The following is a 22,847-nucleotide window of genomic DNA, read 5'->3' on the forward strand; positions in this document are numbered from 1 at the left end:
CCGCCACTTAGTAGCAGGATACAGACATATACTCTTAAAGCTCAGTTTTTGTCTTTTCATACATTTTCAAAACTTCCTAATTTTCGAGAAAAAATAGGGGAACTATGAAAAAGAATGAAATCATTAAAGACAGGTTGGAAGAATGGGTAGAAAGTAAAGGATTCTTAAACTCCAGGTTTACCATCATAGAATTATGTAAAATTATAGGAATAAACCGGACTTATCTTTCGAACTATATTAACAACACATACGGCTTAAACTTCAACTTATGGATCAATCACCTGCGCATCGAAGAAGCCAAGCAATTGATGGGCCAAACCCCTAAACGAAGTTTATCGGAAATAGCCGAACGAATAGGATTCACAGATCTGGCTCACTTCAGCAAACAATTCAAACTCCAGGAAGGAGTCTCTCCGTCTGAATGGAGAAAGAATATGTAATAATACGCAACAGAACGGCAGGAAAAGCGTAAAAATCACTATCTTTGTACGCTTAAGATAGGATAATTACATAAACTATATACACATGAAAATAGAAGATAAACTGACCGAATCTATCCTGAACGGTATAAAGACCTTATACAATCAGGAAGTTCCTGCCAAAATGGTTCAACTTCAGAAAACGAAAAAAGAATTTGAAGGCCACCTGACACTGGTTGTCTTTCCTTTTCTGAAAATGTCTAAGAAAGGTCCGGAACAGACTGCACAAGAAATCGGGGAATACTTGAAACAGAATGAACCGGCCATCGCAAATTATAATGTAATCAAAGGTTTCCTGAACCTGACCATTGCATCTGACGTATGGATTGAACTGCTGAACCGCATCCATGCCGATAACCAGTGGGGCATACAAAAAGCTGACGACAATGCGCCACTTGTCATGATTGAATATTCTTCTCCTAATACCAATAAACCGCTTCACCTGGGTCACGTGCGTAACAACCTGCTGGGAAGTGCACTGGCTAACATCATGGCAGCCAACGGCAACAAGGTGGTGAAAACCAACATCGTAAATGACCGTGGTATTCACATCTGTAAGTCTATGCTGGCCTGGTTGAAATATGGTAACGGTGAAACTCCTGAATCATCGGGCAAGAAAGGTGACCACCTGATTGGTGACTACTACGTAGCTTTCGACAAGCACTACAAAGCTGAAGTAAAAGAGCTCATGGCTCAATATCAGGCTGAAGGTATGAACGAAGAAGAAGCAAAGGCAAAAGCTGAAGCAAACTCTCCGTTGATGCTGGAAGCACGCGAAATGCTTCGCAAATGGGAAGCTAATGACCCGGAAGTACGTGCCCTCTGGAAGAAGATGAATGACTGGGTATATGCAGGTTTCGATGAAACTTACAAGATGATGGGAGTAAGCTTCGACAAGATATACTACGAATCACAGACTTACCTTGAAGGAAAGGAAAAAGTAATGGAAGGTCTGGAAAAAGGACTGTTCTATCGCAAGGAAGACGGTTCTGTATGGGCCGACCTGACTCCGGAAGGTTTGGATCACAAATTGCTGCTCCGTGGTGACGGTACTTCTGTATACATGACACAGGACATCGGTACTGCCAAGCTGCGCTTCCAGGATTATCCTATCAACAAGATGATTTATGTGGTAGGTAACGAACAGAACTACCACTTCCAGGTATTGTCTATCCTACTCGACAAGCTGGGCTTCGAATGGGGTAAAGACCTTGTACACTTCTCTTACGGTATGGTGGAACTGCCAGAAGGTAAGATGAAGAGCCGCGAAGGTACAGTAGTAGATGCCGACGACCTGATGGAGGCCATGATTGAAACTGCCAAGGAAACCAGCAACGAACTGGGTAAACTGGACGGACTGACTCAGAAAGAGGCAGACGACATCGCACGCATCGTAGGTCTGGGTGCCTTGAAATATTTCATCCTGAAAGTAGATGCCCGCAAGAACATGACCTTCAACCCGAAAGAGTCTATCGACTTCAACGGAAACACCGGTCCGTTCATCCAATATACATACGCACGTATCCAGTCTATTCTGCGCAAGGCAACAGAAGCCGGACTCAGCATCCCGGCTGTCATCCCAAGCGGTATTGAACTGAGTACGAAAGAAGAAGGTCTGATTCAAATGCTGGCCGACTTTACCAACGTAGTGAAACAGGCTGGAACAGATTACAACCCATCTATCCTGGCAAACTATGCTTACGACCTGGTAAAAGAATACAACCAGTTCTATCATGACTTCAGCATCCTGCGTGAAGAAAATGAAGCCCTGAAAATATTCCGTCTCGCTTTGAGCCAGAATGTAGGCAAAGTAGTCAAACTGGCTATGGGCTTGCTGGGTATCGAAGTACCTGAACGTATGTAATTACAATCTTGTATATCAGGTGGCTGGCAAAGGAGTGGACCACACTCCTTTTGCACAGCCACTTTCTTTTTAAAGACCATCTTATGGCTAAACAAAAATTCTACGTGGTCTGGAAAGGAGTGAATCCGGGTATCTATTCTTCATGGACCGACTGCCAACTGCAAATACAAGGCTATAAAGGGGCTATATATAAGTCTTTTGACTCACAGGAAGAGGCAGAACATGCCTTTGCGACTCCTGCTTATCAGTACATGAACCGCCACCGTGCATCGTCCTCAGAAAAAACCGAGGTACAACTCCCCGAGAACTTCAACTTGAACTGCCTGGCAGTAGATGCTGCCTGTAGCGGTAACCCCGGGCCCATGGAATATCGCGGAGTGTACCTGCTGACAGGACAGGAAATCTTCCATTTCGGACCGGTTTACGGAACCAACAATATCGGAGAATTCCTGGCCATCGTTCACGGACTGGCACTTCTTAAACAAAAGAACCTGAACATGCCCATCTATTCCGACAGCCGTAATGCCCTCTCCTGGGTGAAGCAAAAAAAATGCAAGACCAAACTGGAACGTACTGAAAAAACAGAAGCGCTCTTCCAGTTAATTGAACGGGCTGAAAAATGGCTGAAAGAAAATACTTATACCACTCCCCTGCTCAAGTGGGAGACTGACGTATGGGGAGAAGTCCCCGCTGACTTCGGACGTAAATAATCAAAAACTCAAACAGATGAAAAAGAGACTTACATATCTGGGATGCTTTTTCGCCAGCATACTGGGGTATTTCCTGCTTCAGAAACCTGTGTTCATGCTTTATAACGGTGCATGTGAGAAAGGAACCGCTTTCACAGACTACCTCCGGGTATTGTTCCATGGCTTTACGCTTGATGCTGCTACCACCGGCTACCTGACGGCTATTCCCTGGCTGGTTATTCTCTGTAGTATATGGTTCCGCCGTTTTCCTCTGAAGAAGATACTTATCGGCTACTACGTCTTAATCAGTCTGGCTACCACACTTATCTTCATTGGCGATATGGCCCTCTATCCGTTCTGGGGATTTAAACTGGACGCTTCCATCTTCCTCTATCTGGACTCACCAAAGAATGCCATGGCCAGCGTATCCTTGGGATTTATTCTGATACGACTGCTGTGCATCCTCATCTTATCAGCCTTAGTAACATGGGGGCTGTACAAAATTACCCCAGCCAATCTGCCACAAGTCCAGAAGCGCATTGCTGGTAGTCTGATAACCATTCTTTTAGGAGGTGTCATCTTCATCATCATACGAGGAGGTGTAACCGAATCCACCAGCAACGTAGGACAGGCCTATTTCTGCAATGATGAATTTCTGAATCATTCTGCCATTAACCCGGATTTCAGCCTACTATCCTCCATCAGTAAGACAACCGATTTTGCCCAGCAATTTAATTTCTTCGATGAAGAAAAACGGGCCGACTTATTTGAAGGATTGTATGCAGACACGGGAGAAAATGAAGTTTCATTACTCACTACCAACCGTCCCAATGTACTGATAATTCTCATGGAAGGTTTTGGAGGAGTATTCGTAGAATCATTAGGAGGAGTACCTGATGTCAGTCCGAATCTGGAGCGTCTGAGCAAGGAAGGAGTTTTCTTTACCAACTGCTACGCCAACAGTTTCCGCACCGACCGAGGCACAGTCTGTACCTTCAGCGGTTACCAGAGCTTCCCCACTGTTTCCGTCATGAAATCTCCGGCTAAAAGCCGTACCTTGCCTTCGATTGCCGAAAAACTGCGGGAACAAGGTTACGCCACGGATTTCCTGTATGGAGGTGACATCAACTTCACCAACATGAAAAGTTACTTACTGGGCAGTGGATACCAGCATCTGACAGCAGACGTGGATTTCAGCATGGAAGAACGAAAAAATCCATGGGGAGTAAACGATGATATTACTTTTGAGTACCTCTACCGTCAAATAAAAGAACGGAATACCAACCAGCCCTGGCATACAGCTTTCCTTACCCTGAGTAGCCATGAGCCGTTTGAAGTACCTTATCATCGTCTGAAAGAAAAGATTCCCAATACCTTTGCCTTTACTGATGATTGCTTGGGGAAATTTATCGATAAGCTCAAGGCTCTTCCTCAATGGAAAAACCTGCTTGTCATCTGCCTGCCAGACCATGGCTTCTATTATCCAGAAGAAGGACTGGTGCACGACCCGCGTATCCATCATATTCCGATGCTGTGGTTAGGAGGCGCCATCAAGCAGCCTATGGTCATTGACAAACTGATGAACCAAAGTGATATGGCCGCTACCCTACTGGCACAATTGGGAATCAGCCACAAGGAATTTAACTTTAGTCGTAACGTGTTAGGAAAGGACTACAACTATCCGTTTGCTTACTACACCTATAACAACGGATTTGCTTTCCGCGACAGCACCGGTACTACACTGATTGATAACAATTCCGGCAAGGCATTAATAGAATCCCCAGCTCCGAACGAACGACGCACAGAACTGGGGAAAGCGATTCTACAATCTTCTTATGACGATTTGGGGGCGCGATAAATTTTTACTCCACAAACATCACTTTCGATGCATCACGCGGTTTAGCAGCCGGTGATTCATCCGGATATCCGAAGGCTATGCAATACAACAATTCATAGCCTTCGGGTATATTCAGGCGTTTCAGATAGTCTGCTACCTGAGGCTCTGTCTTCATAAAGCGTATAGGGCTTCCCAAACAGCAGGAACCGATACCCATTGACCAGGCCGAAAGAATCATATTTTCTCCCAGCAGTCCACAGTCTATCTGCGACATATCATACGAGGTATCATTGGCAATAAATACTACCGTAGGCGCATTGCGGAACATATTCTTGAATCCCGGATCTTCTGCCATTTTGGGATTCAACTTCTTATACACTTCCGTAATACCATTAATAAACTCCGGATTGTCTACCACGCGTACTGCCCACGACTGCTTATTCTGTCCATTGGGTGCATGAATACCACAGTCCAGAATCATCTGCATTGTATCACGGTTTACCGGCTGCGGCAGATATTTTCGCACACTCCGTCGCGTCATGATAGTTTCAATCACCTGATTCTTAGCCGAAGACTTATCAACCGCAGGGGTCTGTTCCGTCTGCGTCTGTCCACCACAGCTGGAGAGGCACAATAACCCTGCTCCTAACATTGAATAAATTACTTTTTTCATAAACTCTTATTTTCACCTAGTTATTTCACCCTTAATTCGGCAAATCCCATCGGTTCGCCCGCACGAATCATACGCGTAGCCTTCAACTCTATATAACGGGCTTTTACCGGAGTAAAGAATACCGACTGCATCACCGGATTATTCTGTATATTTGAGAACTCACCCGATTTGACCAGTTGATTCACTGCATCCTTGCTTGTGCCAACCCGTATCTCGTAATTGGCAATCAAGCCTTTGTTGGGTTCACCCTGATCAGGCAAGAAATGAAGAGAAGAAACTAGTCGCTCTTCCTGTAAATCAATCAACAAACGGTCACCTTCTACAAAACAAGTGGTCTGCGCCTGCTTGTCAGAAGCCTTTGCAGTCTCTTCTGCTTTTACATCCGGCAAAAGGTAAGGTACAGATTCAATGTCTTCCACCTTCTCTACAAAGGAATCAGAAACATTTCCTGCATCATACACTCCTACGTTACTCAAACAAAGCGGACCACGTGCATCCGTAATCCGAATACGTATACCCTTTGTTTCCACCGTTTCAAAACGTAGCAGACGTTTGTATCCAATGGTAGTAGTTTCTTCATTCAGTTTCACCGGAAGCCATGTATCCTTGTCGAGGTATTCCACCACAAATGCTTTTACACGCTGCCCCAATGGAATATATTCCTGAAGCATCATACGGTTCATTCGAGTAGGCGTATCAAACGAGAACTCAATATCAGCTGTAGTTACCCCGTCTTCTGTAGCCCAGTAAGTATCAAAATTATCATCGGTCAAAGCTGATGCCACAAAATCTCCTCCACGTTCATTTGAAACCTTAGGCGTCATTCCTGCCACCAAATTCGTCTTCAGCTGCTGCTGAATCATTTCATGGAAACGAACCGCATTAGCAGAATCTACCGGATGAATCAATCCTCTCCGGTCAACCGGGAAGTTCAACAACAAAGTGGCATTATGCCCCACACTGCGGTAATACAAATCCACCAGCTGATCCGGACTTTTTACTCTGTCATCTTCCTCCGGATGATAGAACCATCCCGGACGGATAGACACATCACACTCTGCAGGCACCCACTGATTTCCATCCGGATGTCCATACTGCAATTCATAGCTCTTATCATATCCCGGATGCACCTCTCCCTTTCGCAGGAATGACCAGTTGGTAGCCCCGGCAAAACCTTTCTCATTACCTACCCAACGGCAACCAGGTCCTCCATCCGAGAAAATGATGGCCTGAGGCTGAATACTATCCAGCATTTCATAAATACGAGGATAATTATAATAGTTCTTGCGATCGATGGTACGTATGTCCTTGGCACCGCCATACCATCCGTCACCACCATTCGCTCCGTCAAACCATACTTCAAATACCGGTCCATAGTTTGTCAGCAGGTCATGTAACTGTGCATAAAAGTAAGGCAAATACTCAGGTGTACCATAATTAGCCTGATGGCGATCCCATGGCGAAAGATAAACGGCAAACTTAAGACCATATTTCTTACAAGCCTCCGACAATTCTTTCACCACATTTCCCTGTCCGTTTTTCCACGGAGAGTTTTTCACACTATAGTCTGTACCTTCAAACGGCCACAAACAGAATCCGTCATGATGTTTGGCAGTAAGAATCACTCCTTTCATACCAGCTTTCACCAGCGTCTGTGCCCATTGCTCACAATCCAGATTCGTCGGATTAAACGTTTTCGGATCCGTATCTCCATATCCCCATTCCCGGTCATTAAACGTGTTCAAACCGAAATGGATAAAAGCATACGTTTCCATCTGCTGCCATTCCACCTGCTTGGGTTCAGGTACAGGAAGAATCGGTTCAGGCGGAAGCACCTTGCCGGATGTACACGACAAGCAACAAGCTACAACTGGAATAGATAGAAGATGAATAGACTTTTTCATAATTAATTAGATTTACGAATTAAAACTACGACCAAAGATACAAAAAAAGCGGCTTCCCGAAGGAAACCGCTTTCATATTTAAGATTTTGTAAGTCTGAATTACAATTTCGGACCAGCAGCAACCAAAGCCTTACCAGCTTCGTTACCTGTAAACTTAGCGAAGTTCTTGATGAAACGTCCAGCCAAGTCTTCAGCTTTCTTAGTCCATTCAGCAGCATCAGCGTAAGTGTCACGCGGATCCAAGATTTTCGGATCAACACCCGGCAATTCTGTCGGAACAACGAAATCGAAGTAAGGAATAGTCTTAGTAGGAGCTTTTTCGATAGAACCATCCAAGATAGCGTCGATGATACCACGAGTATCACGGATAGAAATACGTTTGCCAGTTCCGTTCCAACCAGTGTTAACCAAGTATGCTTTTGCACCAGTCATTTCCATCTTCTTAACCAGTTCTTCTGCATATTTAGTAGGATGCAAGCTCAAGAAAGCAGCACCGAAGCAAGCAGAGAATGTCGGAGTCGGTTCAGTGATACCACGTTCTGTACCAGCCAACTTAGCAGTAAATCCAGACAAGAAGTAGTACTGAGCCTGTGCAGGATTCAAGATAGATACTGGAGGCAATACACCGAATGCATCAGCTGACAAGAAGATAACTTGTTTAGCGTGAGGACCCTTAGAGATAGGTTTCACGATGTTTTCGATATGGTGGATAGGATAAGAAACACGAGTGTTTTCAGTTACGCTCTTATCAGCGAAGTCAATCTTACCGTTAGCATCTACTGTTACGTTTTCCAACAGAGCGTCACGTTTGATTGCGTTGTAGATATCTGGTTCAGATTCTTTATCCAGGTTGATAACCTTAGCGTAGCAACCACCTTCGTAGTTGAATACACCTTCGTTATCCCATCCGTGTTCGTCATCACCAATCAACTTACGTTTCGGGTCTGTAGACAAAGTAGTCTTACCAGTACCAGACAAACCGAAGAAGATAGCTGATTCAGTTTCTTCCATGTTAGTGTTAGCAGAACAGTGCATAGAAGCGATACCACGCAACGGGTTGAAGTAGTTCATCATAGAGAACATACCTTTCTTCATTTCACCACCGTACCAAGTGTTCAGGATAACCTGTTCTTTAGTAGTCAAGTTGAACACAACTGCAGTTTCTGAGTTCAGACCCAGTTCTTTGTAGTTTTCAACTTTAGCCTTAGAAGCGTTGTAAACAACGAAATCAGGTTCGAAGTTTTCCAACTGTTCTTTAGACGGACGGATGAACATGTTAGTTACGAAGTGAGCCTGCCATGCAACTTCCATGATGAAACGAACTTTCAAGCAAGTAGCTTCGTTAGCGCCGCAGAAACCATCAACAACATACAATTTCTTGTTTGACAATTCTTTAGCAGCCAATTCTTTCAATACATTCCAAGTTTCTGTAGTTACAGGCTTGTTGTCGTTTTTATATTCTTCTGAAGTCCACCATACAGTGTTTTCACTTGTAGCGTCTTTTACCAAGAATTTATCTTTAGGAGAACGACCAGTATAGATACCAGTCATTACGTTTACTGCACCCAGTTCAGTTACCTGACCTTTTTCGAAGCCTTCCAAACCAGCTTTTGTTTCTTCTGCAAACAATACATCGTAAGAAGGATTGTGTACGATTTCTACGGTTCCAGTGATACCGTACTTAGTAAGATCTAAATTTGCCATTGTTCAAATGATTAATTTGGTTATTATATCAAATGTTTATTGTCTAAATCTGTAAGCCTAATCCGCTTTTCTGCTCTTCAACATCTCCTTGTTTTAGGCGCTACAAAAGTAGTAGATATTTTTAATTCAAAGAAGTTATTACAGAAAAAAATCCGTAATCATTTAAAGATTTATACTTGTGTAACAAAATTGCCAAATCCACTTTACAAATCAATTTTATTTTGTTTCTTTGCAAACTGGAATCTAAATAATAAAACCCCTAAGAACCTGAAAATGTTTATGAAAATAATCAACTTTAACCAAAGCAACAGCCTTTTCAACCAGTTCCTTTCTGAAATCCGTGATGTGCATATACAAGGTGACCGCATCCGCTTCCGCCGCAACATAGAGCGTGTAGGCGAAATCATGGCATACGAAATCAGCCGGACGCTTCCTTACCATCCGGTATCCGTACAAACCCCATTGGCTACAGCCGTAGAGAATGTACCTTCCGAGCAACCTGTGGTAGCCACCATCCTGCGTGCAGGACTTCCGCTTCATCAGGGCTTCATCAACTATTTTGACCATGCGGAAAATGCCTTCGTATCGGCCTATCGTAAATACATCAACGAAGATAACTTCGACATTCACATTGAATACATCGCTTCTCCACGACTGGACGGAAAGATTCTGATTCTGACCGACCCGATGCTGGCTACCGGCAGTTCCATGGAACTGGCATACGAAGCCTTGCTTACCAAGGGAGAACCATCTCATATACACATTGCTTCAGTCATTGCCAGTCGTCAGGCCATCGAGCATATCAAAAAGGTGTTCCCTACTGAAAAAACCACCGTATGGTGCGGCGCCATCGACCCGGAACTGAATGCCCATTCCTATATCGTGCCGGGACTGGGAGATGCAGGCGATTTGTGTTATGGAGAAAAAGAATAAAGACAAAAAAGGAGCCAGACGAAAAAATCACTGGCTCCTTTTCTTTTTATCATGTCAGATTTATTTAATCTCCCACGTATCATTCGTTTCCAGCAATTCGGCAAACGTGTGATACTTTTTCTTGGCTGAAACCTCTTCAATCTGGGCTTCTACTGCCTCATCGTATGTCGGTGCATCCACATCACGAATCACACCCAAGGCTATCGGGAAATCCGGGCCTTCCATCAGCGCAAGTTTCAACTGAAGGGTGTGATCTTCACAATGGGCATCGTGCACTAAGATGTCTTTTTCCGTGATACCGTTCTCACCCAGTTTCACCACTTTCAGCCCGAAGCCTTCCTGCATCAGACCGAATTCTTTGTTCGGACCAAAGAGCATAGGCTTACCGTGCTCCAGATAAATCGCATTGCGTTCACGATCTTCCTTCTTGGCTACGGCATTATGCGTACCGTCATTGAAGATGACACAGTTCTGCAATACTTCCACTACCGACGTACCTTTATGACGGGCAGCTGCTTTCAGCACTTCCACAGAGGGGCCGCCATCTACTGCCGCACAACGGGCAAAGAAACGGCCGCGAGCTCCGAAACACAAATCTGCCGGACGGAAAGGATCTTCCACCGTACCGTAGGGAGAAGATTTACTTACAAACCCACGGGCTGAAGTCGGAGAATACTGTCCCTTGGTCAATCCGTAAATACGGTTATTCAACAGGATGATGTTAATATCTACATTACGACGGATAGCATGGATAAAATGGTTACCACCGATGGCCAGGCCGTCACCGTCACCGGAAATCTGCCAGATAGTAAGATTCGGATTAGCCACCTTGGCTCCCGTAGCAATGGCAGCCGCACGTCCGTGAATGGTGTGCATGCCATACGTATTCATGTAATAAGGCAAACGCGAAGAACATCCGATACCGGAAATCACCGCAATTTCATGGGGAGGTACTCCCAGTTCGGCCAAAGCCTTGTGAAAAGAATTCAGGAAAGCGTGGTCGCCGCAGCCCGGACACCAGCGAGGCTGTCCGGATTTGTAATCTGCTGCCGTATATTTTGTTTCACTCATTGTTATTCCTCCAGAATATTTATTGATGAATCATTAAAAAAGTTGACTGAAAGCCTCTACCAGCTCTTTCACTACGAACGGCTGGCCTTTTACCTGATTGAACTGATGCAGGTGAATACCTTCCACTTTCATGCGGAGATAGCCTGCCAGCTGTCCCATATTTTGCTCGGCCACCACGATGGTCTTGTATTTTCGTAATACTTCGGCTGTATTTTTCGGCAACGGGTTGATGACACGGAAATGTGCCAGCGCTGCTTTCTTTCCCATGGCGTTCAACTGATCCATGGCAGAATGCAAGTGTCCGTAAGTACCTCCAAAACCTACAATCAGCAAATCGGCATCCGGATCGCCTTCCACTGTAAGCGGTGGCAATGAATCGGCAATCTTTTCTACCTTTTCGGCACGCAACTTCGTCATCAGGAAGTGGTTTTCCGGTTCCGTAGAAATGGCTCCGGTTTCGTTACTCTTTTCCAATCCTCCGATACGGTGCATAAAGCCCGGGGTACCCGGTGTAGCCCAGTAACGCACGCCTGTCTGCGGATCACGCTGGAACGGTGTCCACGAATCAGCCATTTCCAGCTTCACGTAAGGCGGACAGATGGATGGATAAGTATTCAAATCGGGCAAACGCCATGCAGCAGAACCGTTGGCAATATAGGCATCGGTCAACAAAACGACCGGAGTCATGTGTTCCAGAGCAATCTTGCAGGCCAGATAAGCCGCATCAAAGCAGTCGGTCGGTGAAGAAGCCGCCACCACAGGCATCGGACTTTCTCCATTACGTCCGAACAGCACCTGAAGCAAGTCGGTCTGTTCCGATTTGGTCGGTAGTCCGGTAGAAGGGCCTCCACGCTGTACGTCTACAATCACCAGCGGAAGTTCCGTAATCACCGCCAGATTCATGGCCTCACTCTTCAAACAAATACCCGGTCCGGAAGTGGTCGTTACAGCCAATGCGCCGGCAAACGAAGCTCCTACAGCAGAAGCACATCCGGCAATCTCATCTTCACACTGCACCGTTTTCACGCCCAGCGATTTATGTTTGGCCAGTTCATGCAGAATATCTGTGGCCGGTGTAATCGGGTAGGAACCCAGATACAATTGCAAACCTGCTTTCTCTGCAGCCGCCATCAGACCGTATGCCGTCGCTTTATTACCGTTGATATCCATGTATTTTCCCGGCTCTTTCTGTGCCTTGCTCGGCACGGTATAGCTCATCGATACAGAAGCATGGGTATTCTCACCAAAATGATAACCGTCGTAAAGTACCTTCACATTGGCTTCGGCAATTTCCGGTTTCTTGGCAAATTTCTCGCGCAGAATTTTTTCGCCCACCTTCACATCGCGATGGAACAACCAGCATACCAATCCCAGAGCAAACATGTTCTTTGTTCGCAAGATAGACTTGTTGTCCAGCCCGCTGTCTTTCAGGCTTTCCTTACACATGGTAGTGATAGCTGCCGACACGACTTCATTCTTGATACCCAGTTCCGAGAAGGGATTTTCCAACGTAAACTTAGCCTTTTCCAGGTCACGTTTGGTAAACGAATCGGAGTCGATAATAATTACCGCCTGCGGTTTACAAAATTTATACTGTGTTTTCAAGGCTGCCGGATTCATGGCTACCAGCACATCGCACTTATCGCCCGGAGTATATACCTTTCCGGCACCAATATGCACCTGAAAGCCAGACACACCAGTCAATGAACCTTGCGGGGCGCGAATGTCCGCCGGGTAATCCGGGAATGTACTGATATCGTTTCCTTCGGTTGCCGAAATATTGGAGAACATATTTCCGGCCAGCTGCATTCCGTCACCGGAATCACCCGAGAAACGGACTACTACCTCGTCCAGTTCCTTGACAATCATTTCTTCTGCCATATCGTATTTATTTAAAGTTCACAAAATCAATTTTGGCAAAATTGGGGAAGTTCCGTAAAAAAACAAAATAAATCGGGAGATATTTTCTGCAACCTCTCAAAAAACGCAAGTGCATTTGATATAAAACGCAAGGGCGTTTCACTTCAAACGCAAGGACGTTTGATCTTAAACGCAAGTGCGTTTTGGATTGAACGCAAGTGCGTTTTTTCACACTCGTCAATACGCAGACCTTCACGATGGATTAAGATTGTATAACAAACTAAATATCAAACAATTATAAATCAACAATAAATTTTGCAGCAGACTATTGAATCAAGCCCTCAGCACCACCTTATTATATTATACTATAAAAATTCCTTCAAAAACTACCTAAAATAAATTTAAAATCAAATCTAAGAGCATAATCACCGCTCTGTAAAAAAGAAATTTACCCTCTTGTATTTTTGCTTTCTCAGGCAAAAAGAATAACTTTGTTTACTAATCTAAAAACGACTGACAATGAAAGAATTTCTTCGAAGCACCCTGGCCACCATTACGGGTGTACTGATTTGCGGGTTTATCTTTATCATCTTAGGTGTCACCATGCTGGCAGGATTTGTAGCTTCCTCTGAAAGCGAAACCATAGTCATGCCCAATTCTGTTTTTACGCTTGAGCTGAAAGGCACTGTTCAGGAACGCTATCAGCCCAGTCCAGTAGACCAGTTCTTTGAGGACCAGATTTCCACATACGGACTGGAAGATATTCTAAATTCTATCCAGAAAGCTAAAGAAGACGAACAGATTAAGGGTATCTACTTGCATACTGGAGCATTGACATGTTCTACAGCCTCTTTGCAGGCCATTCATCGTGCACTGGCTGATTTCAAGCAGAGTGGCAAATTCCTGATTGCCTATGCCGACATGTACACACAGGGCGGTTATTATCTGGCCAGCGTAGCTGACAAGGTAATTGTAAACCCTGTAGGAAGTCTCTCCTGGCACGGACTGGCCAGCGAAACTATGTTCCTGAAAGATTTTCTGGCCAAAATCGGAGTTAAAATGCAGATTTTCCGTGTGGGTACATACAAATCGGCTGTCGAACCGATGACCAATACCGAAATGAGTCCGGCCAACCGTGAACAAACACAGGCCTTTCTGGAATCTACCTGGAAGAGCATTGTGAGCGATGTAGCTGCTTCCAGAAATATTTCGGTCGATTCCCTAAACTTATTAGCTGACCAGAATATGGACTTACGCCCAGCCGAAGACTACGTGCGCTGCGGACTGGCCGACACTTTAATGTATAAGGATGAAGTGCTTAGCTACCTGAAATCCCTCGCCGGACTGACCGAAGAAGATAATCTTCAGACCCTGAGTCTGGACGAAATGACTCGTGTAAAATCAGTCACTCCGAAAAGCAAGACAAGAGACGTGGTAGCCGTTTATTATGCTTACGGAGAAATTGACAACGGCTCTTCATACGACGAAGGTATTAACTCCGAGAAAGTAGCGAAGGATTTACGCGATTTGCGTAAAGACAAGAACGTAAAAGCGGTCGTGCTTCGCGTGAACTCTCCGGGAGGAAGTGCCTATGGTTCGGAACAGATTTGGCGTGAAGTGACCTTGCTGAAAGCTGAAAAACCGGTCGTCGTATCCATGGGTGACTATGCAGCTTCCGGCGGTTACTACATTTCTTGCGCTGCCAACAAAATCGTAGCTGAACCGACTACTCTGACCGGTTCCATCGGCATCTTCGGTATGATGCCCGACGCTTCAGAATTACTGACCAATAAACTGGGACTTCATTTTGATGGAGTCAAGACACATAAAATGGCCGACATGGGCAGCATGAGCCGCCCGTTCAATGCGGAAGAATCGGCCCTAATGCAACAAATGGTGAACCAAGGATATGCCTTGTTTACCAAACGCTGTGCCGAAGGACGAAATATTCCGTTAGAGGAGCTCTGCAAGATTGCGGAAGGCCGCGTATGGACCGGAAGCATGGCTAAGGAGCTGAAACTGGTAGACGAACTGGGGGGACTGGATACTGCCATCCAGCTGGCTGCCGAACTGGGTAAAGTAAAAGACTATAAACTGAAAAGCTACCCGACTAAGCAGGATTTCCTGACAGAACTGCTGAATACCCGCGCTGACCGTTACATTCACAGCCAGTTGCAGGAAACATTCGGTGAATATTATCAAGGTTTTGAATGGTTGCGCCACGTGGAACAGTCTGACCGCCTGCAAGCCCGTTTGCCATTCAACATGCGTATCCAATAAGCAGGAGGCGCATTCATGAGCGGAAAATGCAAAATATATTGGGGGCTATGGCCCTTCAGTGTCCTCTTCGGCATCGGTGTGAGGGTGCGGAATCTCTTGTTCGATGTGGGATGGCTCCACGAAGAACGTTTTCCGTTACCTGTCATCTGCATCGGTAACCTGACTGTAGGCGGCACCGGGAAAACTCCTCACACGGAATACCTCATCCGGCTGTTGCAGAACTCGTTCCGGCTGGCCGTACTAAGCCGGGGCTACAAGCGGAAATCTAAAGGTTTCGTGCTGGCCTCTTCTACCTCCCGGATGGAAGACATCGGTGACGAGCCTTACCAGATGGCCCGCAAGTTTCCCGCCATTCACGTAGCCGTAGATGGAGACCGCTGCCGGGGTATCCGCCAGCTTACCTCTCCGCAAGGAGCACCCGATACGGAAGTCATCCTGCTGGACGATGCCTTTCAACACCGCTATGTACGACCGGGACTGCGCATTCTGCTGATGGATTACCATCGCCCTGTGGAATGTGACCAGCTTCTTCCTGCCGGACGCCTTCGGGAACCAGCCAGTGGAAAGAAAAGGGCCGATTTGCTCATCGTCACGAAATGTCCGCCTACCCTCAGCCTGGAGGAATGCGAACGTATCCGACAACGCATACAGCTACTTCCGCATCAGGAAGTGTTTTTCACTACCCTGGCCTACGGAAAGTTGTATCCCTTATTTATGGATGCTCCTACCCAACCCCTGGATGTGTTAAAAGATAAAGAAGTGCTGCTGGTCACCGGCATTGCCTCACCGGCACCACTAATGGAGGAAGTCGGCCGACACGCTGCTCGTATCACTCCGCTGCTCTTCGGCGACCATCACAATTTTGACGGTGCCGATATGCAACAGATTGCACAGCAGTTCCACAAGCTGCCGGAAACCCGCCGCCTCATCCTGACCACCGAGAAGGATGCTTCACGGCTTATCGGTCATCCGCAGCTCTGCGAAGAACTGAAACCCTATATTTACGTGCTCCCTATAGAAGTGGAGTTTCTGCACAAAGGAGAACTAGTATTTAACCCTAAAATCATTGAGTATGTTAGAAAAAATTCAAGAAACAGCTGCCTTTCTGAAGGCTAAAATGCACACTCACCCCGAAACAGCCATCATCCTGGGTACAGGATTGGGCAGTCTGGTGCACGAAATCACCGACAAGTATGAAATCAACTATTCGGAAATCCCGAATTTCCCGGTTTCAACCGTCGAAGGACACAGCGGGAAACTGATTTTCGGGAAACTGGGTAACAAGGATATCATGGCCATGCAGGGACGCTTTCATTTTTATGAAGGCTACTCCATGAAGGAAGTGACTTTCCCCGTACGCGTGATGCGTGAGCTGGGCATCAAGACCCTCTTCGTATCGAATGCTGCAGGAGGTACCAACCCCGACTTTGAAATCGGTGACCTGATGATTATTACTGACCACATCAATCTCTTCCCGGAACATCCGCTTCGTGGGAAGAATATCGAATACGGACCACGCTTCCCGGATATGAGTGAAGCTTACTCCAAAAAACTGATTGCAAAAGCCCTGGAAATTGCTCAGGAAAAAGGCATCAAGGTGCAACAAGGCGTGTACCTCGGTACGCAAGGTCCTACGTTCGAAACTCCGTCGGAATATAAGATGTTCCACATTTTAGGTGCTGATGCCGTAGGAATGTCTACCGTACCAGAAGTAATTGTAGCCAACCATTGCGGCATTAAGGTATTCGGCGTATCAGTCATCACCGACTTGGGCGTGGAAGGAAAGATTGTGGAAGTATCACACGCAGAAGTGCAGAAGGCTGCCGACGAAGCACAGCCTCGCATGACAACCATTATGAGAGAACTTATCAACAGAGCGTAAAAATACTATGCACGAAGGAAACAGAACAGAAATTTCAACGTTGGGTGAATTTGGGCTTATCAAGCACCTCACCCAAGATATTAAATTACAGAATCCGGAAACGAAATACGGTGTGGGCGACGATGCCGCCGTACTGGAATTTTCCGACAAGCAGGTACTGGTCACTACCGACCTACTGATGGAAGGTGTACACTTTGACCTGGTATATACCCCGCTGAAGCACCTGGGATACAAATCAGCCATGGTGAACTTCTCCGATATTTACGCCATGAACGGTACTCCGAAGCAGATTACCGTATCACTGGCTGTATCCAAACGCTTCTGCATCGAAGACCTGGAAGATTTCTACGACGGACTGAAACTGGCTTGTGCACAGCATCAGGTAGACCTTGTAGGAGGTGACACCACTTCTTCCGTTACAGGGCTGGCCATTTCCATCACCTGCATTGGAGAAGCCGATAAAGACAAGGTGGTATACCGCAACGGCGCCAAAGAAACTGACCTGATCTGCGTATCAGGTGATTTGGGAGCTGCTTACATGGGACTTCAGCTGATGGAACGGGAAAAAGCCGTGTTCCAGGGCGAAAAAGATGTACAGCCAGACTTTGCCGGCAAAGAATACTTGCTGGAACGCTTCTTGAAACCGGAAGCCCGCAAGGATATTGTAGAAAGCCTGGCTAAAGCCGGCATCAAACCCACTGCCATGATGGACATCTCCGACGGATTGTCATCTGAGCTGATGCACATCTGCTCACAAAGCCATGCCGGTTGCCGCGTGTACGAAGAACGCATTCCGATTGACTATCAGACAGCCGTAATGGCCGAAGAATTCAACATGAACCTAAGCACTTGTGCACTGAACGGCGGCGAAGATTACGAACTGCTCTTCACGGTACCGTTGACCGCGCACGAAGTCGTTTCTCAGATGAAAGACGTGAAAGTCATCGGTCACATCACCAAACCCGAACTAGGATGCGCCCTTGTGACTCGTGACGGAAATGAACTTGAGTTGAAAGCACAAGGCTGGAATCCCTTGAAAGGATAAAGTTCTTTTATAAACTAAATTAAAACCTTCCTTTTTCAATCTCCGATTTTATTTCGGTCTGAAAAAGGAAGGTTTTTAAGGTTATTATCGGTACTTTTCCCACAAAAATGCCGTTTTTTGCACAAAAATCGTATTTTTTCTGCTGAAATGTTTGCAAGTTCCAAAAGTTTGCGTACCTTTGCAACCGCAATCGAGAAACATTGGTTGCAAACATAAAAATGCTGGTGCCATAGCTCAGTTGGTAGAGCAAAGGACTGAAAATCCTTGTGTCCCCGGTTCGATTCCTGGTGGCACCACTTTTTAAGAAAGAAAAACGATGTAAATCCCTGAATTTCAAAGAAGTTCAGGGATTTTTCTTTTCCAAGAATAGGCAAAATTAGTGGGATTGAAGCAAACCATACGTCCTTATTCAAGGGACTGTTTTCAAAAGCCCGGAATGTTCCACTGCGAAGTATTTACTTCATTCTTTTACAGCACGTTGCACTATTTTACATAACAGGGTTCTCGGTTCGATTTCCTAACTTTGTATCATTAAAAATTGAGCCGTATGGAAAGAAAAAGATTCAGCGTGTTGTTCTTCATCAAGCGTAGCAAACTGTTAAAAAACGGGGAAGCGCCCGTGCGTGTGCGTGTCACTTATGACCGCCTATACGTGGAACTTCAACTAAAGCGGAGCGTAAAAGTCCCACTTTGGTCGCAGGAAAAAGAGAAATCGACAGGCAAAGACCGAAACTCCGTAGAACTTAACCATTACATTGACGCCCTGCGTGTGAAATTCTATCAGATTTACCAAGATTTGGAACTGGAGGGAAAGATTATCTCCGCACGTGCCATAGTGAACCGCTATCAGGGAAAGGACGAAACTTTCAAGTCATTGCATAATGTATTCAAGGAACATAACGACAACTGCCGGAAGCTAATCGGGACGGACTATGCCGACATCACCGTAAGACGTTACGACAATTGCCTTAAATACCTCATGGAACTGGTTAGACGGGATTACAAGGTAGATGATATGTTACTGCGTGAGGTAAACGGGGAACTGGTACGCAAATTCGATTTATACCTAAAGACGGAGAAGCATTGCGCACAGAATACCGTTATCCGGTACATGAAATGTTTTAAGAAAGTGATAAACCTTGCCATTGCTAACGAGTGGCTGACAAAGAACCCGTTTGCCGGAATCAAGTTTCACGAGGTGGAGGTAAACAAACAGTTTCTAAGCCAAGCCGAGATAAACCGGATATGGCAGAAAGAGTTCAGGATTGAACGGCTGGAACTGGTACGGGATGTTTTTATCTTCTGCGTATATACCGGGCTGGCATTCATAGACGTGTATAACTTGCGCCCCGAACACATTTCAGAGGACAATAACGGCAACCTGTGGATAGTGAAACCCCGTGAAAAAACAAACAATATCTGCAACATCCCGCTTTTGAGCATTCCCAAACAGATACTTGAAAAGTATAAGGATAACCCCTACTGCATGGATAAAGGAACTTTGTTGCCCGTTCCCTGCAATCAGAAGATGAACAGCTACCTGAAAGAGATTGCCGACTTATGCGGTATTAAAAAGAACCTGACCACGCACACAGCCCGGCACAGTTTCGCTTCGGTTATCGCACTGGCTAACAACGTGTCACTGCCGAACGTGGCTAAAATGCTGGGGCATTCATCCACCCGAATGACGCAGCATTATGCGAAAGTATTAGACCAAACGATACTAAGGGATATGCAAGCCGTTGAGAAACAGCTATCCATATAACCACGAAGAAGCCAGCAACACAGTTTTCAAGAAAACGTGATTGCTGGCTTTCAATCAATCAAACAATATAGAAAACAAGACAGCTATATTTCAATACTTCAATATTTCAAGAAAGCAAGAAAACAAGATTTCATGTTTTCAAGATTTCATTTCTGATAGAACCTTTCCAACAAATCCATGATGTCACTTTCCCGGTAGATGATTTTTCCCGGAAGCTGCACGTAGCCCAGCAGCCCCGTGTCCCTGTAATCCTGCAACGTCCGTTTGCTGATGCAAAGCCGCCTGCACACCTCATCGCTCGTCAGGTAGTGTTCACCGTTCAATACCGGGCGATAGTTCATTACCACATACTCCACGTTTTCCAGCACCCTGTCAAGGGAAGAAAACAGTACCAGCGTGGTTTCGGAATCTTTCGTTATCAAATCCATACGCCTACTTTTTAGAATTGTCCCTTACTTGGTTGAGCAAAAATGTTTCCACGTCCGAAGCCTTGTAGTAAATCTTATTGTTAATCTGCGAGTAAGGCAGTTTCCCCGTGTCACGGTAGGTCTGCATCGTCCGGGCTGAAACGTTCAGCAGACGGCAGGTTTCGCAGTTATCCAGCCATTTGTCACGCTTCCTGCGTAAAGGCACGCAGAGCGCATCCACACGACCCACAAAATTTTCAAACCTCTGTTTCCATAGTTCAAAGGTTTTCTTTTCAATCGTCACTATTTCCATAACCGATATATTTATTCTTGTCAATACTCCGTTTTTCTTCACTGGTGCAAATATATAAGGCTGAATAATAGGTTGTTTTCCTCTGTCCATAAATGACCTTGCGTGTCCGAAAATGTCCACCACCAACCCAAAAACAACATGAAAGAAACGAAACGATAACAAAAACCCCGTCTTTTCCTCACTTACTAAATAAGTAAGGTAATGAACACAAAACCGTTTTCTATTTGCCGACATTAATTTGGTGCAGAGCGAAGCAAAGCGATTCCAAATGGCTGACGCTTTGTTTTTTACCGATTTTTCTTATTTTATTTGTGGTGCTAATTCAAAATAAGCACTCATGAATAATCCTTTCGAAGAAATTTTCAAACGGCTGGAGAACATCGAAAAGATGATTGCCCCGGTCACGGGCGTACAGCCCGGAGAACGGCAGGACGGAAAAGAGCCTGTGTTAATCAAAATATCCGTTGCCAGCGGCATAACCGGGTATTCGGTCAATTACCTGTATCATTTAGCCAGTAAGGGGATGATACCGTGTGTCAAGCGTGGGCGTACCCTGCGTTTTGACATGGAGGAACTCAAAAAGTGGATGCAGCAGCAGTATGTCCCGGCTTCTAACAGACTTCCCGATGAAAAAGAAAAGAAGTGATGATGCACGGCATATCGAGGGCTGGCAGTCAAAGAACGAGCGCATCGAAAGCCTGTTGAACGTCCTGTACGATTTCCGGTTCAATACCGTAAAGAGCCGGACGGAATACCGGGCTGCAAGTTCTTCGGACTTGTACCAGCCCGTTACGAAATTCGTCCTGAACTCGTTCAGGCGCAGGCTGGACGCAACCGCTGGTATTGTCACCTCTGCCGAGAACATCCGTACCATACTGGAAAGCGATTTCGCAAGAAAGGTACATCCCATACGGGAATACTTCAACGCCCTGCCCTTACTGAATCCTGCCGAACACGGGCATATCGGCAGGCTTCTGAACACAGTACAGGTAGCCAACCCCGGTAAATGGGAGGAATATTGCACGAAATGGCTTATCGGTGTGGTAGCCAACGCGATGAACGACACGGGATGTCAGAACCATACCTGTTTGGTACTGACCGGGGACAGACAGGGACAATTCAAATCGTGGTGGCTGGACAACCTTTGCCCGACACCGCTTAAAAACTACCTGTTTACCGGGAAGATAGACCCGCAGGGCAAAGACATCCTGACACTGATAGCCGAATACCTATTCATCAACATTGACGACCAGCTAAAGGAACTCAACAAGCAGAACGAGAACGCATTGAAGAACCTTATCACCACCCCGGCGGTAAAGTATCGCAAACCGTATGATGTTTACATAGAGGAATACCCCCACCTCGCCAGCTTCATGGCTTCGGTGAACGGCAACGAGTTCCTGACCGACCCGACAGGCAGCAGGCGTTTTTTGCCGTTTGAGGTGCTGCGCATAGACAAGCCCACAGCAGAAAGCATCCGCATGGATAACGTCTATTCCGAAATCATGTACCTGTACCGTCAGGGCGTGCGCTACTGGTTCAATGATGCGGAGATTGGGGAACTGCACCTGACAAATGCGGAATTTGAGGTGCAGACAGTCGAGTTTGAGATGCTGACGCAATATTTTGAGAAGCCGACAGAGGAAGAAGAAGCCCTGTTCTTTATGACAACGGCACAGATACTGGCACGTTTACGGGATATATGCCCCATGCAACTATCCGAAAAACGGCTGGGGGAAGCGTTACGCAAAGCCGGGTTCAAACGGGTACAGAAACGTATCGACAAACAGACCTATTCGGTATATGGGTACAGGATAAAGCCTGTTCCAACATCCTGTACAAACAGCAATTACGGTTAGCACGGTCATTTTACGATTGGTTATTACTGCAACGCAGTAACTGCCATAGTAAGATATATTCCTATTTTATATACTGTATATCAAATATTTAACAATAGCGCAGTAAGCAGTAAGATAAAACCGCAAACTTTTGGAAAAAGAAAAACCGCAGGAAATATCAGGGTTATATTTCTATCTTCTTTTGAAGAAATAACTTACTTATCTTACTGTATAAGAGGTAATCCGCTGAAAGAAAAAGAATTATGTGCAGAAACATAGTAACTTTTCTTCTTACTGACCTCT

The 22,847-nt window shown here is 45.7% G+C and carries 19 protein-coding genes and 1 tRNA gene; 13 read left to right on the top strand and 7 right to left on the bottom strand.

Translation table 11 applies throughout. From position 1 onward, the window contains the following. The first annotated feature begins 104 nt into the window (after nt 1-104). The 4 genes from DXD04_RS11245 to DXD04_RS11260 all read left to right on the top strand — a co-directional run bounded on the left by DXD04_RS11245 (nt 105) and on the right by DXD04_RS11260 (nt 4,890). Nucleotides 105-440 (top strand): helix-turn-helix domain-containing protein, encoded by a 336-nt coding sequence (locus DXD04_RS11245; protein ID WP_022053031.1) that lies wholly within the window; start codon nt 105-107, stop codon nt 438-440. An 85-nt stretch (nt 441-525) separates the two neighbouring features. Continuing rightward, complete coding sequence (gene argS, locus DXD04_RS11250; protein ID WP_117673295.1) at nt 526-2,343, top strand: arginine--tRNA ligase; 1,818 nt, start codon at nt 526-528, stop codon at nt 2,341-2,343. A gap of 83 nt (nt 2,344-2,426) precedes the next feature. Further along, nucleotides 2,427-3,053 carry a ribonuclease H1 domain-containing protein gene (locus tag DXD04_RS11255; RefSeq protein ID WP_117673298.1) on the top strand — a complete coding sequence of 209 codons (627 nt, stop codon included), beginning with the start codon at nt 2,427-2,429 and terminating at the stop codon, nt 3,051-3,053. 16 nt (nt 3,054-3,069) lie between these two features. After that, a complete protein-coding gene (locus DXD04_RS11260) occupies nt 3,070-4,890 on the top strand; it encodes an LTA synthase family protein (protein ID WP_117673300.1) in 1,821 nt (606 codons plus the stop codon). A gap of 4 nt (nt 4,891-4,894) precedes the next feature. Here the strand turns inward: DXD04_RS11260 and DXD04_RS11265 are convergent, their stop codons facing one another. The 3 genes from DXD04_RS11265 to pckA all read right to left on the bottom strand — a co-directional run bounded on the left by DXD04_RS11265 (nt 4,895) and on the right by pckA (nt 9,150). Further along, nucleotides 4,895-5,542: a nitroreductase family protein gene (locus DXD04_RS11265; protein ID WP_117673302.1), complete on the bottom strand. Its 648-nt coding sequence runs from the start codon at nt 5,540-5,542 to the stop codon at nt 4,895-4,897. Between the two features lie 20 nt (nt 5,543-5,562). Continuing rightward, nucleotides 5,563-7,446 (bottom strand): alpha-L-fucosidase, encoded by a 1,884-nt coding sequence (locus DXD04_RS11270; RefSeq protein ID WP_373103940.1) that lies wholly within the window; start codon nt 7,444-7,446, stop codon nt 5,563-5,565. Between the two features lie 99 nt (nt 7,447-7,545). Further along, nucleotides 7,546-9,150, bottom strand: a complete 1,605-nt coding sequence (gene pckA / locus DXD04_RS11275) for a phosphoenolpyruvate carboxykinase (ATP) (protein WP_007560632.1) — start codon at nt 9,148-9,150, stop codon at nt 7,546-7,548. A 279-nt stretch (nt 9,151-9,429) separates the two neighbouring features. On the opposite strand from pckA, the gene upp reads away from it, so the two are divergent. Continuing rightward, complete coding sequence (upp, locus tag DXD04_RS11280) at nt 9,430-10,083, top strand: uracil phosphoribosyltransferase (RefSeq protein WP_117673336.1); 654 nt, start codon at nt 9,430-9,432, stop codon at nt 10,081-10,083. Between the two features lie 60 nt (nt 10,084-10,143). Here upp and DXD04_RS11285 read toward each other — a convergent pair whose 3' ends face one another. Both DXD04_RS11285 and DXD04_RS11290 read right to left on the bottom strand, forming a co-directional pair. Beyond that, nucleotides 10,144-11,154 (bottom strand): 2-oxoacid:ferredoxin oxidoreductase subunit beta, encoded by a 1,011-nt coding sequence (locus DXD04_RS11285; protein WP_117673304.1) that lies wholly within the window; start codon nt 11,152-11,154, stop codon nt 10,144-10,146. Between the two features lie 33 nt (nt 11,155-11,187). Next, nucleotides 11,188-13,035, bottom strand: a complete 1,848-nt coding sequence (locus DXD04_RS11290) for a 2-oxoacid:acceptor oxidoreductase subunit alpha (protein WP_117673306.1) — start codon at nt 13,033-13,035, stop codon at nt 11,188-11,190. Nucleotides 13,036-13,533: 498 nt separating this feature from the next. On the opposite strand from DXD04_RS11290, the gene sppA reads away from it, so the two are divergent. The 6 genes from sppA to DXD04_RS11325 all read left to right on the top strand — a co-directional run bounded on the left by sppA (nt 13,534) and on the right by DXD04_RS11325 (nt 19,986). After that, complete coding sequence (sppA, locus tag DXD04_RS11295) at nt 13,534-15,294, top strand: signal peptide peptidase SppA (RefSeq protein WP_117673308.1); 1,761 nt, start codon at nt 13,534-13,536, stop codon at nt 15,292-15,294. A 15-nt stretch (nt 15,295-15,309) separates the two neighbouring features. After that, the gene (lpxK, locus tag DXD04_RS11300; protein WP_117673310.1) at nt 15,310-16,410 is read left to right on the top strand and encodes a tetraacyldisaccharide 4'-kinase; all 1,101 of its coding nucleotides are present in this window, start codon (nt 15,310-15,312) and stop codon (nt 16,408-16,410) included. Then, the gene (locus DXD04_RS11305) at nt 16,367-17,176 is read left to right on the top strand and encodes a purine-nucleoside phosphorylase (RefSeq protein WP_117673312.1); all 810 of its coding nucleotides are present in this window, start codon (nt 16,367-16,369) and stop codon (nt 17,174-17,176) included. The genes lpxK and DXD04_RS11305 overlap by 44 nt, the downstream gene beginning before the upstream one ends. Before the next feature lie 7 nt (nt 17,177-17,183). Continuing rightward, entirely contained in the window at nt 17,184-18,221 is a 1,038-nt protein-coding gene (thiL, locus tag DXD04_RS11310) for a thiamine-phosphate kinase (protein WP_117673315.1), read from the top strand. A 223-nt stretch (nt 18,222-18,444) separates the two neighbouring features. Next, a tRNA-Phe gene (locus tag DXD04_RS11320) sits at nt 18,445-18,517 on the top strand. A gap of 251 nt (nt 18,518-18,768) precedes the next feature. Next, the gene (locus DXD04_RS11325) at nt 18,769-19,986 is read left to right on the top strand and encodes a site-specific integrase (protein ID WP_005645982.1); all 1,218 of its coding nucleotides are present in this window, start codon (nt 18,769-18,771) and stop codon (nt 19,984-19,986) included. Between the two features lie 146 nt (nt 19,987-20,132). Here the strand turns inward: DXD04_RS11325 and DXD04_RS11330 are convergent, their stop codons facing one another. Together DXD04_RS11330 and DXD04_RS11335 are read right to left on the bottom strand one after the other, a co-directional pair. After that, nucleotides 20,133-20,414: a helix-turn-helix domain-containing protein gene (locus DXD04_RS11330; RefSeq protein ID WP_005645984.1), complete on the bottom strand. Its 282-nt coding sequence runs from the start codon at nt 20,412-20,414 to the stop codon at nt 20,133-20,135. A gap of 4 nt (nt 20,415-20,418) precedes the next feature. Beyond that, nucleotides 20,419-20,706 (bottom strand): helix-turn-helix domain-containing protein, encoded by a 288-nt coding sequence (locus DXD04_RS11335; protein ID WP_005645986.1) that lies wholly within the window; start codon nt 20,704-20,706, stop codon nt 20,419-20,421. 337 nt (nt 20,707-21,043) lie between these two features. Here DXD04_RS11335 and DXD04_RS11340 point away from each other — a divergent pair, with 337 nt between their 5' ends. Together DXD04_RS11340 and DXD04_RS11345 are read left to right on the top strand one after the other, a co-directional pair. Then, nucleotides 21,044-21,352, top strand: a complete 309-nt coding sequence (locus tag DXD04_RS11340; RefSeq protein WP_005645988.1) for a helix-turn-helix domain-containing protein — start codon at nt 21,044-21,046, stop codon at nt 21,350-21,352. Continuing rightward, the gene (locus DXD04_RS11345) at nt 21,333-22,565 is read left to right on the top strand and encodes a virulence-associated E family protein (protein ID WP_005645989.1); all 1,233 of its coding nucleotides are present in this window, start codon (nt 21,333-21,335) and stop codon (nt 22,563-22,565) included. The genes DXD04_RS11340 and DXD04_RS11345 overlap by 20 nt, the downstream gene beginning before the upstream one ends. The last annotated feature ends 282 nt before the right edge of the window (nt 22,566-22,847 follow it).

Origin of the sequence: Phocaeicola plebeius (assembly GCF_003437535.1) — a bacterium.
Classification (GTDB): domain Bacteria; phylum Bacteroidota; class Bacteroidia; order Bacteroidales; family Bacteroidaceae; genus Phocaeicola; species Phocaeicola plebeius_A.

Excerpts from the sequence above, each read along its gene's own strand:
- DXD04_RS11340 (WP_005645988.1), top strand. The coding sequence starts at position 21,044 with ATGAATAATCCTTTCGAAGAAATTTTCAAACGGCTGGAGAACATCGAA.
- argS (WP_117673295.1), top strand. The coding sequence starts at position 526 with ATGAAAATAGAAGATAAACTGACCGAATCTATCCTGAACGGTATAAAG.
- upp (WP_117673336.1), top strand. The coding sequence starts at position 9,430 with ATGAAAATAATCAACTTTAACCAAAGCAACAGCCTTTTCAACCAGTTC.
- DXD04_RS11305 (WP_117673312.1), top strand. The coding sequence starts at position 16,367 with ATGTTAGAAAAAATTCAAGAAACAGCTGCCTTTCTGAAGGCTAAAATG.
- DXD04_RS11345 (WP_005645989.1), top strand. The coding sequence starts at position 21,333 with ATGAAAAAGAAAAGAAGTGATGATGCACGGCATATCGAGGGCTGGCAG.
- sppA (WP_117673308.1), top strand. The coding sequence starts at position 13,534 with ATGAAAGAATTTCTTCGAAGCACCCTGGCCACCATTACGGGTGTACTG.
- DXD04_RS11285 (WP_117673304.1), bottom strand. The coding sequence starts at position 11,154 with ATGAGTGAAACAAAATATACGGCAGCAGATTACAAATCCGGACAGCCT.
- DXD04_RS11325 (WP_005645982.1), top strand. The coding sequence starts at position 18,769 with ATGGAAAGAAAAAGATTCAGCGTGTTGTTCTTCATCAAGCGTAGCAAA.
- thiL (WP_117673315.1), top strand. The coding sequence starts at position 17,184 with ATGCACGAAGGAAACAGAACAGAAATTTCAACGTTGGGTGAATTTGGG.
- lpxK (WP_117673310.1), top strand. The coding sequence starts at position 15,310 with ATGAGCGGAAAATGCAAAATATATTGGGGGCTATGGCCCTTCAGTGTC.
- DXD04_RS11245 (WP_022053031.1), top strand. The coding sequence starts at position 105 with ATGAAAAAGAATGAAATCATTAAAGACAGGTTGGAAGAATGGGTAGAA.
- DXD04_RS11265 (WP_117673302.1), bottom strand. The coding sequence starts at position 5,542 with ATGAAAAAAGTAATTTATTCAATGTTAGGAGCAGGGTTATTGTGCCTC.
- DXD04_RS11260 (WP_117673300.1), top strand. The coding sequence starts at position 3,070 with ATGAAAAAGAGACTTACATATCTGGGATGCTTTTTCGCCAGCATACTG.
- pckA (WP_007560632.1), bottom strand. The coding sequence starts at position 9,150 with ATGGCAAATTTAGATCTTACTAAGTACGGTATCACTGGAACCGTAGAA.
- DXD04_RS11290 (WP_117673306.1), bottom strand. The coding sequence starts at position 13,035 with ATGGCAGAAGAAATGATTGTCAAGGAACTGGACGAGGTAGTAGTCCGT.
- DXD04_RS11335 (WP_005645986.1), bottom strand. The coding sequence starts at position 20,706 with ATGGAAATAGTGACGATTGAAAAGAAAACCTTTGAACTATGGAAACAG.
- DXD04_RS11330 (WP_005645984.1), bottom strand. The coding sequence starts at position 20,414 with ATGGATTTGATAACGAAAGATTCCGAAACCACGCTGGTACTGTTTTCT.
- DXD04_RS11270 (WP_373103940.1), bottom strand. The coding sequence starts at position 7,446 with ATGAAAAAGTCTATTCATCTTCTATCTATTCCAGTTGTAGCTTGTTGC.
- DXD04_RS11255 (WP_117673298.1), top strand. The coding sequence starts at position 2,427 with ATGGCTAAACAAAAATTCTACGTGGTCTGGAAAGGAGTGAATCCGGGT.